The sequence below is a fragment of the Sporosarcina sp. GW1-11 genome, from assembly GCF_033088395.1.
Classification (GTDB): Bacteria; Bacillota; Bacilli; order Bacillales_A; family Planococcaceae; genus Sporosarcina.
In genome coordinates, this window is sequence record NZ_JAPMIW010000007.1 from 30694 (window position 1) to 47231 (window position 16538).

Annotated in this window: 22 protein-coding genes; 5 read left to right on the forward strand and 17 right to left on the reverse strand. The window is 36.1% G+C overall.

Features of this window, described 5'->3' with window-relative positions:
• Nucleotides 1-40: 40 nt before the first annotated feature.
• Complete coding sequence (locus ORD22_RS06290) at nucleotides 41-514, reverse strand: DUF4362 domain-containing protein (protein WP_317645078.1); 474 nt, start codon at nucleotides 512-514, stop codon at nucleotides 41-43.
• 546 nt (nucleotides 515-1060) lie between these two features.
• Here ORD22_RS06290 and ORD22_RS06295 point away from each other — a divergent pair.
• Nucleotides 1061-1501: a carboxymuconolactone decarboxylase family protein gene (locus ORD22_RS06295; protein ID WP_317645079.1), complete on the forward strand. Its 441-nt coding sequence runs from the start codon at nucleotides 1061-1063 to the stop codon at nucleotides 1499-1501.
• A gap of 470 nt (nucleotides 1502-1971) precedes the next feature.
• Entirely contained in the window at nucleotides 1972-2190 is a 219-nt protein-coding gene (locus ORD22_RS06300) for a hypothetical protein (protein WP_317645177.1), read from the forward strand.
• 179 nt (nucleotides 2191-2369) lie between these two features.
• Here ORD22_RS06300 and ORD22_RS06305 read toward each other — a convergent pair whose 3' ends face one another.
• The 8 genes from ORD22_RS06305 to ORD22_RS06340 all read right to left on the reverse strand — a co-directional run bounded on the left by ORD22_RS06305 (nucleotide 2370) and on the right by ORD22_RS06340 (nucleotide 8171).
• A complete protein-coding gene (locus tag ORD22_RS06305; protein WP_317645080.1) occupies nucleotides 2370-2888 on the reverse strand; it encodes a hypothetical protein in 519 nt (172 codons plus the stop codon).
• Between the two features lie 11 nt (nucleotides 2889-2899).
• On the reverse strand, nucleotides 2900-4243 hold the full coding sequence (locus ORD22_RS06310; protein WP_317645081.1) for an FAD-binding oxidoreductase: 1344 nt from the start codon (nucleotides 4241-4243) through the stop codon (nucleotides 2900-2902).
• Nucleotides 4244-5234: 991 nt separating this feature from the next.
• Nucleotides 5235-5612 (reverse strand): hypothetical protein, encoded by a 378-nt coding sequence (locus tag ORD22_RS06315; RefSeq protein ID WP_317645082.1) that lies wholly within the window; start codon nucleotides 5610-5612, stop codon nucleotides 5235-5237.
• A gap of 30 nt (nucleotides 5613-5642) precedes the next feature.
• Nucleotides 5643-5858: a hypothetical protein gene (locus tag ORD22_RS06320; RefSeq protein WP_317645083.1), complete on the reverse strand. Its 216-nt coding sequence runs from the start codon at nucleotides 5856-5858 to the stop codon at nucleotides 5643-5645.
• 88 nt (nucleotides 5859-5946) lie between these two features.
• The gene (locus ORD22_RS06325) at nucleotides 5947-6549 is read right to left on the reverse strand and encodes a hypothetical protein (RefSeq protein ID WP_317645084.1); all 603 of its coding nucleotides are present in this window, start codon (nucleotides 6547-6549) and stop codon (nucleotides 5947-5949) included.
• A 52-nt stretch (nucleotides 6550-6601) separates the two neighbouring features.
• A complete protein-coding gene (locus ORD22_RS06330; RefSeq protein ID WP_317645085.1) occupies nucleotides 6602-6799 on the reverse strand; it encodes a hypothetical protein in 198 nt (65 codons plus the stop codon).
• Between the two features lie 119 nt (nucleotides 6800-6918).
• The gene (locus tag ORD22_RS06335; protein WP_317645086.1) at nucleotides 6919-7653 is read right to left on the reverse strand and encodes a hypothetical protein; all 735 of its coding nucleotides are present in this window, start codon (nucleotides 7651-7653) and stop codon (nucleotides 6919-6921) included.
• A 2-nt stretch (nucleotides 7654-7655) separates the two neighbouring features.
• Nucleotides 7656-8171, reverse strand: a complete 516-nt coding sequence (locus ORD22_RS06340; protein WP_317645087.1) for a hypothetical protein — start codon at nucleotides 8169-8171, stop codon at nucleotides 7656-7658.
• Nucleotides 8172-8309: 138 nt separating this feature from the next.
• On the opposite strand from ORD22_RS06340, the gene ORD22_RS06345 reads away from it, so the two are divergent.
• Entirely contained in the window at nucleotides 8310-8435 is a 126-nt protein-coding gene (locus tag ORD22_RS06345; RefSeq protein WP_317645088.1) for a hypothetical protein, read from the forward strand.
• Nucleotides 8436-8575: 140 nt separating this feature from the next.
• Here the strand turns inward: ORD22_RS06345 and ORD22_RS06350 are convergent, their stop codons facing one another.
• The gene (locus tag ORD22_RS06350; RefSeq protein WP_317645089.1) at nucleotides 8576-8716 is read right to left on the reverse strand and encodes a hypothetical protein; all 141 of its coding nucleotides are present in this window, start codon (nucleotides 8714-8716) and stop codon (nucleotides 8576-8578) included.
• Nucleotides 8717-8752: 36 nt separating this feature from the next.
• Nucleotides 8753-8866: a 50S ribosomal protein L36 gene (rpmJ, locus tag ORD22_RS06355; protein ID WP_317645090.1), complete on the reverse strand. Its 114-nt coding sequence runs from the start codon at nucleotides 8864-8866 to the stop codon at nucleotides 8753-8755.
• Between the two features lie 303 nt (nucleotides 8867-9169).
• On the opposite strand from rpmJ, the gene ORD22_RS06360 reads away from it, so the two are divergent.
• Nucleotides 9170-10150, forward strand: a complete 981-nt coding sequence (locus ORD22_RS06360) for a polysaccharide deacetylase family protein (RefSeq protein ID WP_317645091.1) — start codon at nucleotides 9170-9172, stop codon at nucleotides 10148-10150.
• A 171-nt stretch (nucleotides 10151-10321) separates the two neighbouring features.
• Here ORD22_RS06360 and ORD22_RS06365 read toward each other — a convergent pair whose 3' ends face one another.
• The 5 genes from ORD22_RS06365 to ORD22_RS06385 form a co-directional block, all read right to left on the reverse strand.
• Complete coding sequence (locus tag ORD22_RS06365; protein WP_317645092.1) at nucleotides 10322-10747, reverse strand: hypothetical protein; 426 nt, start codon at nucleotides 10745-10747, stop codon at nucleotides 10322-10324.
• A gap of 35 nt (nucleotides 10748-10782) precedes the next feature.
• Nucleotides 10783-11523 carry a hypothetical protein gene (locus ORD22_RS06370; protein ID WP_317645093.1) on the reverse strand — a complete coding sequence of 247 codons (741 nt, stop codon included), beginning with the start codon at nucleotides 11521-11523 and terminating at the stop codon, nucleotides 10783-10785.
• Nucleotides 11524-11755: 232 nt separating this feature from the next.
• A complete protein-coding gene (locus tag ORD22_RS06375) occupies nucleotides 11756-11950 on the reverse strand; it encodes a hypothetical protein (protein ID WP_317645094.1) in 195 nt (64 codons plus the stop codon).
• 147 nt (nucleotides 11951-12097) lie between these two features.
• Complete coding sequence (locus ORD22_RS06380; protein WP_317645095.1) at nucleotides 12098-12298, reverse strand: ATPase; 201 nt, start codon at nucleotides 12296-12298, stop codon at nucleotides 12098-12100.
• A gap of 9 nt (nucleotides 12299-12307) precedes the next feature.
• On the reverse strand, nucleotides 12308-12472 hold the full coding sequence (locus ORD22_RS06385) for a hypothetical protein (protein WP_317645096.1): 165 nt from the start codon (nucleotides 12470-12472) through the stop codon (nucleotides 12308-12310).
• Between the two features lie 749 nt (nucleotides 12473-13221).
• Between ORD22_RS06385 and ORD22_RS06390 the strand changes: the two genes are divergently transcribed.
• Nucleotides 13222-15288, forward strand: coding sequence for a catalase (locus ORD22_RS06390; RefSeq protein ID WP_317645097.1), 2067 nt, complete (start codon nucleotides 13222-13224; stop codon nucleotides 15286-15288).
• A gap of 282 nt (nucleotides 15289-15570) precedes the next feature.
• On the opposite strand, the gene ORD22_RS06395 is transcribed toward ORD22_RS06390, so the two are convergent.
• Entirely contained in the window at nucleotides 15571-16263 is a 693-nt protein-coding gene (locus tag ORD22_RS06395) for a DUF1361 domain-containing protein (protein WP_317645098.1), read from the reverse strand.
• Nucleotides 16264-16538 lie beyond the last annotated feature (275 nt).

The window sequence follows — 16538 nt, forward strand, 5'->3', positions numbered from 1 at the left end:
CCCAAATGAACATACATATTCCTTAGTCAAATACTCTTCATCAATCCGATATGACAAAATTAAACGTTTGACCCACCTCATCTAAGCAATCACGTAACTCATACATAACTCCTTGATTAACAGGTGTAGATACAATCTCAGAACAAGTCGTGTCTTTTATTCCAATGTCAGGGCCACCGAATCCATCGCGTGAATCATCATACGTATAGTGGAGTTTATTTCCGTCATACTGAAGATCATAGAAGATTGGAGCCCCTTCAACGGTGTAAATTGTAATTCGAATGTTGTCTTTTGTAGCATGTGTTACATTTTCAATAAACGTTTCAAACCTTTGCACATTACTCAGTTTCCCATGAAGATTCACTATATCGCCATTTTCTATAGCGTCTTCAGGAGGATAAGGAGTCTTCGGACGACCGATTTCATCTTCTATAACGATCTCATTTTTCTGTTGGCATCCAACTAACGGTAGTAAAAGTAAACTGATGGATAAAAGAAAACTGACCTTTTTCAATTATACCCCACTCCCTTTATAAAGTTAGTCGTATGACATGAAGTAACGTTTCAAATTTTCATTACCTTAATGCGCAGCATGTATTCAGTAACTGCGCTTTAGTCGTACCACACGATCCATTCATTTAAGTATTTCCTGGGCAATCTTTGTTCTTTAAGGAATAAGCAAACTCAAAATCAATTCTATATAGATTCGCCTTAATCATTGAATCTATTTTACCTAAAGTCATCCAACAATTAACTTCTTTCTTCCATTTACAGTACATTTTATTTAATTTGATATATTCATCAAGCCCATTATTCAGTTTTATTAGATTCATTTACAAATACTTATCTCAATTCACTTCAAACCCACTTTATAAATATATGTACACAAAAAAATGCTCATTATGGTGGATTTTTGTGTTGCTATACAGAAGTTTTTTCCATTCCATTTTATTCAGAAAGATTCGCTATCCACCGAGAAGCCGCAAATGGGCAAAAAGTTAGTACAAACGTTCTTTTGGATATATAATTTCCTTATCTCAAATTAAAGGAGTTTTGTTTCATGAGTCCAAGAATCCCCTATTCAGATATTGCACCTGATGGTATGGCAATCATGATGGAAATGGAGAAGTACACAAAAACATCAGCAGTTGAACGAAAACTTCGTGAGCTTATCAAAATTCAAGCTTCCCAAATTAATGGATGTGCATATTGTTTAAATATGCATACAGCAGAATCCCGAATAATGGGCGAAACGGAGCAAAGATTATACTGTGTCAGTGCATGGGATGATTGTGAATTCTATACTGAAGCAGAAAAAGTGGCTTTGGAGCTGACAGAGCACGTAACATTAATTCCAACGAAACGCGTTCCGGATGACCTTTATCAACGGGTACGTGAACATTATAACGAGAAACAATATGTAGATCTTATATTAATCATCAATCAAATTAACAATTGGAATAGAATTTCTATTGCAATGGGTAATACAGCAAGTAAATAATAATCACATTTGACGAACCTCACATGATGTTCGTCTTTTTTCATGCAGTATTTAACAAATGAGAAATAAATCAATTAAAATACCTGTATACATATGATTCATTATCATAGGTCTTTTACGAATTTCAAAATACTTGAAAAGTATTTTGATGAAGTTATTTTTTAGTGAATGCTGCAAATCCTTCCTTTAAACAATAGTCATACGGTCAAAAGGTTTCTAAAGTTCCAACCGCATCCCCAACAATACTTTATACTCTTTTTTTTTACATTTCCTCTCCTTCAATTCTAAATTGTGTTTGCACTTCACCTCTAACGTCATTGCTAAACCTTTTTCGTTTTTATCCTGATCACTTATCATCCATGTATAACTTCAACAAAACGAGACATATTACGGCAAGAGGAAATGTAAATTATTCATAAATGTACAATCAACGAATACATGGAATTAGGGTTTTAAGCTAGCTCGCGAAAATGCCTGTGGGAAAAGGTATAGGGAAGCCATTCAGAAAACAGAAATCGAAAGGAGATTATTATATGAAGAAGGAAAACTACACAGTAGTTGGAACGAATATAGACGAGGTAAAAAGACTAAATTCAGAATCTGGTCTAACATATAATGAGATGAATGAACTTCTTACAAAAGAAATTGAACAAAGAAAAAAATCGAACACTGATAAACATAAAGAATAACTTTGATAGCGCTTGTCATTGCAAAAAGCATTATTTCGTTCGACACTGAACGGAATAATGCTTTTCCTTTTATGACATTACAATCGATAGGTATACAACGTATTCCCAAGTAATCGGGAAAAGTATAGCACCCTTGTGTCCACCTCATAATATAGGCGAAAATAAAATCTGAATTATATTCATATACTCTCTTTTCTTTTTCTAATAAACTCCCAAACGCCACACAAACACAATAACAAACCAAAAATAGTAATAAAGACCACTGGGGAAATGATTGTAACAAAGCTAAAACCGATCATCGCGAAACCGACAATCAAATAATGATGAACCGCGTGTAAATGGTACGTTTCCTGTTCGGTATGCCAAGCACGAAAATACCCCTGTAATAAGCCAAGAATGACCTGCAAGAGAAGCACCATATACGGAAGGGTTTCAAATGGATTTTTTATATAGCCAATTAGTACATACACCATACCTATGCCTACATAAATAAGGAATATAAAAGACTGATCCTTATTCTTTTTGGACTGAAAGATTCGATACCCCCAAGCAGCCGCAAATGAAAATGCTGCAAAAAACCAGGCAAATAATGTGAAGGTCAGAGATACTTGCTTTAGCCAAATGATATAATACGGAAAAATCACAACTTGTCCTACAGTGACAACAAGCGGTAGAAAACGTGTAGTTTTATCATTCATACAGTGCTCCTTCACTTTATGTAATAGTCATAAAACATATTTTGGAACACTTCATTTGGATCTCTTCGCAATTTTTCATTCGCAAAGTTTTCCCACGCGGGATAAGAACGCCTGAATTGGTTTTTTGTCTGATAGCGGTAATAAGGCAGGTAATACGTTCCTCCGTGTTTAAGGGTGACGTCCGTCCAACGCTGGATAATTGATGTCGCATTCGTAACCGCTTCTTCCTTTACTCCATGCTGCATCAAAACTACCAAACCTACCATGTCTTCTTTTGCATAGTTCAGTGTCGTGAAGCTATCTTTAGCAGCATAGCGGATTGTTATATTATGAACTTTGAAATCATCAGTCTTATCGTCGGCTGAGATCACTTGCTTTAAATTATGGATATAGTCTTCGTAAGCATCAACCGGTACAAAAAACTCTTGCAGTACTTCGACACGACCAGGCTTCGTATATTCCATAAACGTGGATTCTGAACGCATCGCATTATTGCGTGTAATCTCTTTTCCATGAATAGAAGCAATATATCTCTTTTGCATAGCCCAAAATAGATCCTCTAAAGCCCCACCTTGTCGCCCCATATCAAGTGCTATCTTAGATAATCGCACACCTTGTTCTTTTTTTAGAAAATCTTTTTGATCCTGTTTATCTGTGTAATTGTAATTGATTATATACATTTCATTTAAAAAAGAACTCGGTGCAACACTCAGTCTGGCGTAGTGCATCGCCGTATTTTGATGATCAACTAGTTGAGTAAAATAGCTTTCATACTCGCTCGTTTTCAACTTTTCTGTCTGAATCACATATAAATCATTGTCCGTTAATTGCAACGTCACATCTAAAATTACACCGAATAATCCATAGCCACCAAATACGTACTTCATCCATTCATCTAAATCATCTCGCGTGACGTTCTTTATTTCTCCAGTAGGGGTTAACAGCGTCATTTCCTCAACCGTTTCCGCCATCGAACCGAAGCGAATATCCCGTCCGTGCGCATTGACTGAAAGAGAACCACCGATTGTAAAAATCGATTGAGATTGGGTTACTTTCAAAGCTAATCCATACGGAAGTAGTGCTTCTTGGACATCTTCCCATGTCGCTCCAGCTTCTACACGAATCGTTTTTTGACGTTCATCCAGTTCTAGTATTCGATTGAAAGTCCGCATATCAATAACGACGCCGTCTTTATAATACGTATGGCCACCTTGCGAATGTTGTAATCCCGCAACTGAGATCTGCTGCCCATTGTCGTTTGCTCGTTTTACAATCCGTTGCAAATCCTCTCGGTTGTCCGCCACCACGACTCGTTCCACACGTTCAGGAAGAAGACCGGTATAATCGGTTACCAAACTGCTTTGAGAAAGCCCATATTTCCTTTTCTCGATTGGGTTGTTCCATAGGACTACGGTTATAAAAATAACAACTATACTCCCCAGAAACCATGGTTTTTTAAATAGGTTCGTTAGTTTTTTCATAGGTCCCCCTTTTATCGTCACATTATGTATTGGTATAGTTATATTGTCATTATACAATGTAAAGTCAGAAAAGAATCGTATAGTAGTATATTCATAACGCAAAGAAGGACACCATGACTATATGTATGATGCCCTTCTTTGCGCTATTTTGTTCTACTAGAAACCTTTTCTATCACAATCGAGTCTAGCAACTGAATACTAAAAGGGAAACAAGATTCCTATATCCAAGCATCGCCAACGTTAGGAGCGTATGTGAACATACTATAACTACAAATTCGAAGGCTCTTGATTTAGCCTTTTGATTTATTAGAATAAACCTCTTCTCATTTTATTTTTAAGATTTTAGATCTATTATTTTTATTACACCATAATAAATCGTCCAAAATAGGAGAGGTATACATACTGAATAATTCTTTTTAGCTTCAGGTAAAAAAATTAGAGCAATTACAAATATAAAAATACTAGGAATAAGTAAGATCCAATATAATTTTCTTTTAGTCATGGTAAACGTCCATTTCCTTTCCATATCCACACACTATTAGATTCAATTCCTAATTCCAGTAAAAATCTACTGATAAACAACGTGATCGATATGAAGAAGGAGTGCAGCGACATGATAAGTAACTGTAGTGAAAATAACTTAGAAATCATTACGTCTCGTCTTAAGAATTTTCTAAGTGAGATCCATATAGCCCAAATGGATAAAATTAAACCGATGCCATTTTTCTCTTTAGACATACCCCCACGTCATCTAACTCGTACTATTGCTGAATTGGCATAAATCTTTATTAAAGACTAGCGTCCGATTATTGTTTAATTACTTAATTGTAAATTCCGCTAAAATCGCACCGATTTGCGTAACTTTTTATCGTTCTTTAAATTTATTCTGTACCTGAACAAGAACGTATTTCTTAGTCCACATTTGAGTAGTGACAATTAATTGTTCATCCACTTTTTCAAAAAAGAGACCAGAACCCTCTTTAGCTTTATATTCCCAACCTTTGGAAGCAATCATTTTTTTAACGTTTTCATCGGCTATTGAAATACCTTCATTCTTGCTTTTCGTAATATACCATGTGGAATCATTGTCTGTAGCTAGTTCTACAATCTTTTCATCGGAATTCTTCAGTTTCCCAATTACATCTTTTGCAGTTATATTGTCTATCGGTAGGGAAGGATAATATGACTTATTTACAAATATAAACATAGCTGCAATTACTATAACTATTCCAACCCATTTCACATACGTTCACCCTTATGGAATAAGAACTTTTTATTTTTGTTGCATTCTCTCCTTTTCTTTCAAAATAAAAAAATCCCTGATAAATGCCCCAATAACTCCCGACAAACCAATCACCGCAAAAAGATTTAACACCCTAACAAATACATAGGGTGAATTAATGACTAGCAGACTATCAGCTGTAACGATAATTGCAAATAGTACACAGAATAAAATCATTTTGGCGGGCGTATTCTTTTTCTCTTTCATCGGCTCCCCTCCGAACCTGTTATCACACATAATGGCCCTCTAGCGATATAGGCGCTTATTCCTTATTTGGGAATCACGCCCGCTCGCTTCACGACTTTTTTTTGTGAGATACATCATAAAAAACGGTCGTATAGAAATCAAAACCTGCTCTGAATTCTCCTCGTAAATTACCTAACAATCTTTGTAAATCGCTTCTCGAGAAATATTTTCCGTTTCTTATATACCTAATTCTTTCTTCTAAGCTTAGAAACCTTTTTATATTGTCAACCAAGTACCCTCTTTCTTCTTTATTATAATCTCCTTTAGAAAGAAGGTCTAACAGGGTATTCCTTGCCTGTTCTACATCAAGAAGTATTCTATCTAGTTGATCTTTATCCATTGTTTTGGAATCCGTACCGATGAGCCATTCCTGTTCAAAAATCGGAAGAATATATTGGGTTCGATCTACTGTAGCATTGTAATTATCACCTTCTACATTCATTTTCACATCTTTTTCATAGGTAGCTCTAAACTCGCTAATCTCTTCATTATACGTTTTCCCATTATGAGTTTCCCAACTAGGTTGATATGTAAAGCGTTGGTCGATGCTAAATGGTGAAAATGGATAATACCAAGATATAAAAATCATAACAAGTATAATGAATGCTACTGAACTTATCCCCCAGATTTTCTTTTTAGGCTTTGTATTCATATAAATCTCCTTTATATTGAGACGAACCCATTTAACTTTTCAGGCGGTAAGATTACCTCTCTATATTTCTATTTATTTCTTCTAACACAATTTTTGTACAAATAACTATAAGTCCACTAAGTAGAATCATTCCTGAATATATCGGAAACAAATCCCCTGCCTCTGGACCAAAGAAATAGTCAAAAATTAAAGGTAAAACCACAAAACTAAGAATGATGAAGCCAACCATTGTTCCAATTACTGCTTTCAACATATCATCCCCTATTTCTAAATTTAAGACTTTCATTCTTCATCATAAACTTGGAACCTTTTGCTACAAAATAATCCCAAAGCAGAACAATCAAGATCCAATTAACTTAATGAAATAACTCATTGCGGAAACTTATTAGTTAAGATATATTCCCGAACGAGTTGCAGCATCTTTTCCTTCATAGCCTCATCGTTCTTTTCTTTATCGATTAAATACCCTATATGATATATGTGTCCATCGTAGTATGCATAAAATTCATTAGCAGCAGTCGCTACAGTCGTTAGACCTTTTTCATTTTCATCGTAATATCGGTATAATAATGCACGATCCGTTGTGAGAACTTGCTGGTAAATTGGTAAATCTCCTATTAGCTTTTGTTTTATTAATGTATTCCCTACGGAGTCATATGCATCCATTCCATCGTATGATTCCAATGGATTTTTATCAGCTTCAGTAATCGATAGGATAAGAAAATCACTCGTTTGTTCATACTCATCCTTACCGAGATAGCTCAACTGTACCTGATCCTTTATTTTTCCATCTCTGTCTTTTGAAGTGACTAGAAAAGCTTTCACCTCGTCCACTGTAAACGGTAGCTTGTCGTGATCGATTGTATGCACAGTATTTTTCACTTGATCAGGTAATGATGATCCTGTTTTATTCAGCAGAAAAGGTTTGTAGAACGTAACATTCTCTCTTTCATCCAGACGATCATAAGGCTTAAAATACTCACTATAAGTCAAACTAGTACCCTTCACTTTCACAAGTTTCGATTGATCAATAGAACATCCAAACACTATGGAACTCGTAACGAGTAGCGAGAGTAATAAGCTTGGAATTTTTTTAGTTGTCATAATTACCTCTCCTCATTCATAGGAAACCAGAAACCCATGATGTTTGCTGCTTTTATCGACTGATCCTCTGTCTGAATTTCTCCTGTAGCCCAAAAGAAATTAGAATTGAAGTCAAGGAACTCTATCTTCTTAATATTCGCTTGCAAGTGAGCAGAATCCGATTGCGAAATCTGCACACATTCCACACTTTCACAATAAAGCCCATATTCTTCATATACGTAATCGGTGAAATCGCTTGTGAGGACTGGTACGCGGTAGAAGAAAACAAATAGTACTGACACCACTACTAGTAAAAACTTCTTGATAATTGAAACACTCGAATTTAGAATTAACCCGATTGCACAGGCCAAAGTCAACCAAAGCACAGATTTTATTTGGACAATCCACACGAAATAGAAGGAAACTACTAGGACAAACATCAAATAACGTGTCAGGAAATCAGTCGTTTTATCAAAAAACAAAGTGAAAAAATAAACAACTACTACAAATATGAAAAACAAAATATTGATTACAACCATCGTAAACCTCCCTATGAAACTACCTTAACCTTCTTTCTTGAAAGTCCAAAATAGAGCGCTACGAGTAGCGAAATAATCGGAGTCAAACTAATATACTTCAACGCGTTAACTGCTCCTGAAACATAGTACGAAATAGGTATGAAACTAACCGTACAGATCAGCATGAAGCATCAAGACCGTTTAGCTACTCCAATGATCAACGTACTTACTGAGATTAAAAATGAAGCACACCCTCATGAGAAATCCTTCTTTAAGTTTCAATAATTACTTAAATATTCCATACATTCGATTATAGAGTTCTTTGTGAACGAACACAAAATAAAACACCCCTTTTTAGGTTAGCGTGATTAACAAGAAATCACTACCTAGTAAAAGAGGTGCTTGCTTTATTTAAAACTAACTATTTAACGCTTTCTTCTAATTAACAATTGGTCCACAATGGTTCCGCCAATCAGGAAAGAGAGAGCCGACGTATTACCATCAGAAGCAAACGGTGCACTTAAATCATCCGCTAACACCAATTCCCCCATCATTTTCTGACTCATTGCAATCTTCCTAGATAAAGAATTGAAACCAACGAGCTATCCTTGGCTTTGTTTATGTTTGGGGTTTTCGCAAATCACCATGACTTTTCCACTTCTTTTAACAACTTTACACTTCTCACAAATCGGCTTAACAGATGGTCTAACTTTCATACGTTTCACCGCCTTTTAAGCAGCAGAAATGAAAGCAAGCAACATGTTCAACCTGGTTTTTGAATATACAAATAGAATTCCCAATGTCTGTCGTATTATGCCAACAAATTCTTTAACACGATACGTTATTTACGCGATATTGGACACGTGAGAATTCTTATTCACTCCATTACATGCTAAATGGAAAATTTGTAGTATTTAGCTAGTTGGTAGATAACTTATGAACCCGCCATAAAACGTATTAATAATCGAAATAAGGGCATAACAGGAATAATTAACTACCACTTCAAAAAGGAGGACCTTATGAAACAAATTAGTCTAATGACATGCTTGTTAATAGTTTGCGCTACTTTGTTGATTCTAGATAACGAAAAAGATCCAGTACCTCAAAAAACAATGACTCCCACATCCAAAACCATTACAACTGGGGCTACATTGATTGACAACGGATTGGACGATTACATAAAAAAAGTCCAGTCCTATGCGGAGAAGCATGATATAAAGCCCATTGATGCAAAGATTGACCCAGTGTGGAAAGCTATTCCAGGATACAATGGGTTAACCGTCGATGTTTCCAAGACGTACCGAATGATGTTGGATGGTAATAATTTCGACACGAATCATCTAGTTTTTAAAGAAGCTCCACCTAAAGTTCATTTGGATGATCTCCCACCCTCGCCTATTTATAAAGGCAATCCAGAAAAACCGATGGTAGCCTTATTAATCAATGTTGCATGGGGTGAGGAACATCTTCCACATATGTTGAAAACATTAAAAGAATCTGATGTAAAGGCCACCTTTTTCTTTGACGGAAGTTGGGTGAAAAGAAATCCGGGCATTACGAAAATGATCAGCCTAGAAGGTCATGAAATTGGTAACCACGCCTATAGTCATCCCGATCTTAACAAAAGTTCTCTCAAAGAAACAGAAGATGAATTGGGGAAAACGAATGAGGTCATTGAAGATACACTTGGCGTGAAACCTAAGTGGTTTGCACCGCCTAGCGGAAGTTTTAATCAGCAAACTGTCGATGTTGCACATGAACTTGGGATGAAAACGATTCTATGGACAGTTGACACGATCGACTGGAAAAAGCCAGATACATCGCAAATGGTCACTCGAGTTTTATCTGAAATTGAAAATGGTTCCATGATACTTATGCATCCTACAAAACCAAGTGCTGAAGGATTGGAAAATATAATTAAAGGGGCAAAAGAGAAAGGACTTCATCTAGACACTGTAAGTAATTTAATGAGTGAAAAACGGGTAGATCCTTATAAATAAATCAAAGGGAAGCTGAAAACGCCCACTTATTTAGCAGTGAGCATTTATTATTGTCCTTGTTTAGTTATTATTTGGAATATCTCTGTTTAATCTAATGCTTATTGTAGAACCGACCATAGTAGGGGCGGATTCCATCCAAACATCATCCGCCCCACTTCCTAAACTGAACCGTCAATAGTCCTTTATCCCACTTACGGATTGAAAATAGGTTTCTTCACCATTTTTAAAAACTCTCATATATTCATAATCCTTATCCAATTTGATCTTATATAATCTGTAGCTCTCGGCAGCTTTCGTAACTTCATCCTCTTCGGTTAAGTAAATATTCCATGCGTTATCATCTGTCTTAATATCCAAACTTCCAAACCCCTTACCACTTTCCAAATAGTCTTGATCAAGGTACAGATAGCGCGTGTCTGACGCATTTTCAAATATATGAATTCCATTACTATCTTCGGTAGTTACACCAGTTTCAATGAAATCTTTCACATCACGTGTCGCTTGATCTATACTTATTTCTGAAAAAGACACTTCATTTTTACCACATCCGGATAACACACTAGTCAGTAATACGATTAGCATTAAAAAACTTCTCATAATTTCTCAACTCCTTTAAAAGATCAACAACCTGCTTACTGCTGCTTTTCAACAAGCAATTGCCCTTTACGCTCGCTAATATCCCATGTGAACGCCTTACCCGAATCAAGTTTTCCCGTGACCGTTTCCCCTTTATAGCGTTCATCCACATAAACAAATAAATGGTTACGTTCTTCAAGAACAACGAACTTTCCACGTTCCCCTTGTTGTAATTTGAGTAAACTATAGCCTTCTTTTGAATAAGAAAATAACGCGATGGCCGGCTGATGATCGATCGTTAAAGCATCGATCCATTCATCTTCCTTCGTAATGTCTGCAATCCCAGCCTCTAACGTATACGGATCCCCAACAATCGATTTAACTTCTCGCCATAGTTCTTGCTGCGTTGGATACTCATCAGTTGACCAAGTACCTATTTGTTTCACCTGTCCTTCTTTAGAAACATCAAACGTCACACCGATCGTTGGCGTCTCCACATCATTGACATCAAACTGTCCAACACTATGTCCATTTTCATAATGTTCCGGTGAAATAGTTAGCTTCTTATCTGGATAGTTTTCTACCAGATAGTCAATCAGTTGCCCATATCGCTCGGCATGTGTGTTTATTTTCAACGTAGGATAATATAAATAGTATCCGATATAGCTAATAACAAGCAGACTAGTTAACACAATGGCTAGTTTTTTTCTTTTTCTACATATGAGCCAAAGTAATAGAATGACAACAACTACGGCAACTGCTAGTAGAAAAAAGTAGATAGCTTCTCCTGGATTCATGCGACAGCTCCTATTCTCATTTTCCACGCTCTTCTTTATCAAGCAAAGCGATTAACTTATCCAATTTCTCTTCTATTCTTTTATTACTTCGAATTTTCTTCTGTTGATTACTCAATAAAGAACTAAACATTAAAGCGAGAAAACATATGAATATAATATAGAGAAATAATTCCATAGTCCATTCACCCCTTTTCATCGTGTAACGCATTATAAATATTTCCCGAGAAATTACCTATTCGATGATAATGCTACTTGAAATATTAAGCTTACTCCAAACCCAGGCATGATATATCCGATTCATTTCAATTTCCAAATCTTTTTCATCCATGTGCTCATCAAGACCTAATTTCTCAAAGGTGAATGTCTCCGTCGCCTCAGTCCCTTCATATTCAGCACTAGCGAACGAAAAAGTGATTGTTTTTACCACTATCCTTCACTCCTATTCTTTACTTTTCTTATAATCATGCGGTTTCCATGCCATTCAAAAAATAAATACATTGAAAATGCAATTAGAGAGATCGCAATATTGTCTTTCCAATATCGCGTCATATTATTCGCAGTACAACATTTCACCTTACGTAGCTTTCGATTTGATCATACGTTCAGTGATAAACCCTGCTAACAGTCCTCCAGCGATAGGTACTAGGGAAATCTCAGTTTCCGACAGCGACATTCTAAATATAAGGACATCTACATCCGCTACATAACCTAGTAAATATAATAATATTATCGTTCCAAATGAAACTAATAATGGAATCCAAAAGGTCTTATCCATTATTCAACCTCACTTTTCTTTGTCTTGGAGCTGTACAATTGCTAAACAAGTCACACCAATTGATAATAATGTTATTGCAGTATCTACAGGTAAATTTCCTAAAATACTTAAAACCAGTGTACTCACACCCATCCCTAATGCAACTGCTTTAAAAACTATCTGAATATTTTTCATATGAATATCCTCCCCTTCGGCCCGTATTGGATAAATGTCTCCCTACCAATCGCAGCCTTTTGTTTAAAAATATTTAATGAAACTACCCAACGACTGCTGCTGTGGTAACGAAGGACATAGATCTCTCAATTCTTCAGAATACATCCTTTTACTTTTCACATTCGAAAGAGTAGCTACTCGTCAGGTTATTGTGAATATCAATTCTAACTTCCCCGTGACTCTCGTAGCATGTAGATGTTAGGTTGTTTATCTCTTTTGTATTGAAATAACTTGTTGATGTGATGAGAAATGAGACTACTAATAAAACCACTGACATAATTGAGAAAAAACCTAGTAACTGATTGCTTTTTAACACTTTCAAACTTACCCCTCCTTACAAATATATTTCTACAAACTAGTTAAATATATACAGCTTATTGGCACGGCAATATGCCCGACCATTATTCCTTTACCATGCGCTATATCACAATAAAAACCCTCTTCGATAAACTACTTATATAGCTCTTCTTTCCATTTATCCCCTACCACTGTATTACTATACTCATATAGTAGCGTCCCGTTTTCTTATACTATATAACTCTCCGTCCTGTATTAACGGATAAGTCATGATGTAAGTTTCATTTAATTTAAAAATGTTTCAATAATCCCTCGATTTTCTTCCAAATACGTTGCATTACTATATGTACTAGTCAACTATACATACACATATACTGTCGATGAGATGCTAGGAATGACTTGGAGGCGATATTGTGAAGAATCAATCTTCAAACAAAGGAAATAACATAAAAAAGAATCGTAAAGACCAACAGTTAGATCAGTTTAAAGTGAATAATGAAGGAACAAAGTTTACTACCAATCAAGGAGTTAAAGTTTCAAATGATGAAGAGTCATTAAAAGCAGGAGTGCGTGGCCCTACTTTAATGGAAGGTATTCATTTTAAAGAGAAATTATCGCATTTTGACCGTGAACGAATTCCTGAACGCGTGGTTCATGCGAGAGGTTACGCTGCACACGGTGAATTCGAGTGTTATGAATCGATGAAAGAGTATACAACAGCAAGTTTTCTACAAGAAGCGGGACAGAAGACACCTGTTTTCACACGATTCTCTAACGTGGCGGGGAGCTCTGGCTCTGCTGATACCGCAAGAGATGTAAGAGGTTTTGCGGTGAAATTTTATACAGAAGAAGGAAACTATGACTTAGTAGGAAACAATCTACCCGTATTTTTCATTCAGGATAGTATTAAATTTCCGGATCTTATTCATGCGGTCAAACCAGAACCTAACACAGAAATGCCACAAGCCGCTTCAGCGCATGACACATTCTGGGATTTCGTTGCCAATAACCAGGAATCTGCGCATATGGTCATGTGGCAAATGTCAGACCGAACCATCCCTAGAAGCTGGCGGATGATGGAAGGGTTTGGTATTCATACATTTCGATTTGTGAACAGCGAAGGTAAAGCATCGTTTGTAAAGTTTCACTGGAAGCCCATACTTGGGGTACATTCACTTGTATGGGATGAAGCGCAGAAAATTGCTGGAAAAGATGCAGACTTCCAGCGCAGAGATTTATGGGAAAACATTGAGAATGGTTATTTTGCGGAGTATGAATTTGGTGTCCAGATGATTGCTGAAGAAGATGAATTTATGTTTGACTTTGATATTCTGGATCCAACAAAACTATGGCCTGAAGAGATCGTGCCAGTGAAAATCATTGGCAAAATGACGTTAAATCAAAATGTTACCAACGTCTTTGCTGAAACCGAGCAAGCTGCATTTCATCCGGGCAATGTGGTTCCCGGAATAGATTTTTCCAATGATCCACTTTTACAAGGAAGACTTTTATCTTATCTGGATACACAACTGTATCGTCTAGGCGGTCCAAACTTCACAGAAATACCAATCAATCGTTCGATTTGTCCATTTCATAATAATCAACGGAATGGGTTTAATCGTCAGCGAATTGATGTCGGACCGGTTAGTTATCATAAAAATTCCTTAGCCAACAATACGCCATCCACGTCTACAGCGGAAGAAGGCGGATTCGTTCATTACGCACAAAAAGTTGAGGGACGTGTGATTCAAGCTCGAAGCAAATCGTTCGATGATTTCTTTTCTCAAGCCCGACTCTTTTGGAATAGTATGTCGCCTCCAGAAAAACAACATATCATTAACGCGTTTAGCTTTGAACTTGGAAAAGTAAATAGTGTTCATGTTAGACAACAAGTGGTAGATATGTTTTGTAATGTGGATAAGGAAATGGCAACTACGATTGCGATGAATATAGGCGTTAACAAGCCAACGGGTGAACAAGTGAATGTTTCAGCATCTTCACCGGCTTTAAGTCAAGAACATACGAATCACTTTGCATACAGTTTAAAAGTAGGGATCATCATTGGCAACGAGTTTACTGATCAAGAAGTGAAGTCAACGATTGAAAATCTATCGAAATACGGCGTATGGGTTTACACAATTGGTGAAAAGATCGGTACAGTAAAAGGCAAGAACGGACTAGCGATCAATATAAGTGATACGTTTTTAACAACGGCACCTGTCTTATTTGATTCTCTTTATGTTGTGGGAGGATCGGCAGAAAATCAAGCGAAGTTTAATTCGGAGAGTGTTTATTTTATCAATGAAGCATTTAAACATTATAAACCCATTGGTATTGCGTCAACAGGTAACTCCCTATTTAAGGCTTCTGACACAAAAAAGGGAGCAGGTATTATACAAGCTGAAAATACCTCCGAGTTTAGCGATGATTTTATAAGGGCTATTAGTCAGCAACGATTTTGGGAAAGGCAAATTTATTAAGTGTATAGAAAACGAAGGGCCATTCTTCATTAGAAGAGTGCCCCTTCTTTATTTGTTTTGGTTAGTTCTTTAGCTAAGAAAACGTAGATATCAGCTACTCATCCATGATTTAATCTGTTGATTTGTCAGATCCATGTCTCATAGCGTTCATCCCATTTTTAAATGTTCCTGTGAAATCTATAAGTTTCTCATATTACTACTTAACATAATGGCGAGTTTTTGCATGTGAGCCCAAGAAATAAAATCACAATTACTACGACACGTCCTATTAGAAATTATAAATTATTTCTCAAAAGACCCGTTTCTAAACATTCTATGAAGTGTATAACAACCTATAACGAAAATAGTGAAAACGCCAATGAACTGAGCTGCAAATCCATCGAGTACAGCAACTTGTTTTAACAATTGCAATGGGTTGAAAAGTATATCCCAACTATTGAATCGTAAAAACCTCCCAATATACACTCCTATTCCCGTTAGCAACGTGACTACTAACATTCCTACGTAACAAATACTCTTTGAATAGTTCTTTCTTATAACCTTTTCAAAAATATAGAAAGACTCTAAACCAACTACTAGGGCAAAAAAGAAACCAAATCCAATCACTAATAATTTTGCCCAAACAATAATTTCATGACTGTAAACAACACCTGAATCTGACGAATACCTTTCAACTTCTACTAACCATAAAAATTTATCGTTAGATATATGAATAAAATCCGTCACCAGATAAACTGAGTTCGGAAAGAAAAACAACCAAAGTCCCAACCAAAAAATGGAACTCCCCATTTTTCTTTGATTCATAGTCACTTCTGCTTTTCCAATAAAATATAATGGTAATACAGCTAACAAAATATTCCACGACAACATGATATAAAGGAAATTAGGATCTTTATAAAACATGATAAAACACGTACACCAATAGACAAATACAAAGAATGCTACGCCTTTATATTGCTCGAAAAAACTCCCCATAGAACCTCCATCTACTATGAACTAACATTCCTATTGATTAATTTTGCCTAATAGAAACGCAGTACGTATTTCCGAATTGCGATCGTTTCCAATTAAACTGGGCTTCTTGTACAAGCAATAGCGTACTGCTTTTCCCATCGTTTTAATGAAGATCCTATGAACCTCTGCTTCACTATAAACTCCCTTTAATATAGTAACGAATTTGTTATGTTGTAAGTTTCACTAATTTTACAAATACTTTCATAGTTAGATAAATTGGGAGATATAGGTTCAAT

What these genes read in the sequence shown, in the direction of transcription:
- ORD22_RS06295 (WP_317645079.1), top strand. Translation starts at nt 1,061, where the DNA reads ATGAGTCCAAGAATCCCCTATTCAGATATTGCACCTGATGGTATGGCA.
- ORD22_RS06300 (WP_317645177.1), top strand. Translation starts at nt 1,972, where the DNA reads ATGCCTGTGGGAAAAGGTATAGGGAAGCCATTCAGAAAACAGAAATCG.
- ORD22_RS06305 (WP_317645080.1), bottom strand. Translation starts at nt 2,888, where the DNA reads ATGAATGATAAAACTACACGTTTTCTACCGCTTGTTGTCACTGTAGGA.
- ORD22_RS06320 (WP_317645083.1), bottom strand. Translation starts at nt 5,858, where the DNA reads ATGAAAGAGAAAAAGAATACGCCCGCCAAAATGATTTTATTCTGTGTA.
- ORD22_RS06325 (WP_317645084.1), bottom strand. Translation starts at nt 6,549, where the DNA reads ATGAATACAAAGCCTAAAAAGAAAATCTGGGGGATAAGTTCAGTAGCA.
- ORD22_RS06335 (WP_317645086.1), bottom strand. Translation starts at nt 7,653, where the DNA reads ATGACAACTAAAAAAATTCCAAGCTTATTACTCTCGCTACTCGTTACG.
- ORD22_RS06340 (WP_317645087.1), bottom strand. Translation starts at nt 8,171, where the DNA reads ATGGTTGTAATCAATATTTTGTTTTTCATATTTGTAGTAGTTGTTTAT.
- ORD22_RS06345 (WP_317645088.1), top strand. Translation starts at nt 8,310, where the DNA reads ATGAAACTAACCGTACAGATCAGCATGAAGCATCAAGACCGTTTAGCT.
- ORD22_RS06350 (WP_317645089.1), bottom strand. Translation starts at nt 8,716, where the DNA reads ATGAGTCAGAAAATGATGGGGGAATTGGTGTTAGCGGATGATTTAAGT.
- rpmJ (WP_317645090.1), bottom strand. Translation starts at nt 8,866, where the DNA reads ATGAAAGTTAGACCATCTGTTAAGCCGATTTGTGAGAAGTGTAAAGTT.
- ORD22_RS06360 (WP_317645091.1), top strand. Translation starts at nt 9,170, where the DNA reads ATGAAACAAATTAGTCTAATGACATGCTTGTTAATAGTTTGCGCTACT.
- ORD22_RS06365 (WP_317645092.1), bottom strand. Translation starts at nt 10,747, where the DNA reads ATGAGAAGTTTTTTAATGCTAATCGTATTACTGACTAGTGTGTTATCC.
- ORD22_RS06370 (WP_317645093.1), bottom strand. Translation starts at nt 11,523, where the DNA reads ATGAATCCAGGAGAAGCTATCTACTTTTTTCTACTAGCAGTTGCCGTA.
- ORD22_RS06380 (WP_317645095.1), bottom strand. Translation starts at nt 12,298, where the DNA reads ATGGATAAGACCTTTTGGATTCCATTATTAGTTTCATTTGGAACGATA.
- ORD22_RS06385 (WP_317645096.1), bottom strand. Translation starts at nt 12,472, where the DNA reads ATGAAAAATATTCAGATAGTTTTTAAAGCAGTTGCATTAGGGATGGGT.
- ORD22_RS06395 (WP_317645098.1), bottom strand. Translation starts at nt 16,263, where the DNA reads ATGGGGAGTTTTTTCGAGCAATATAAAGGCGTAGCATTCTTTGTATTT.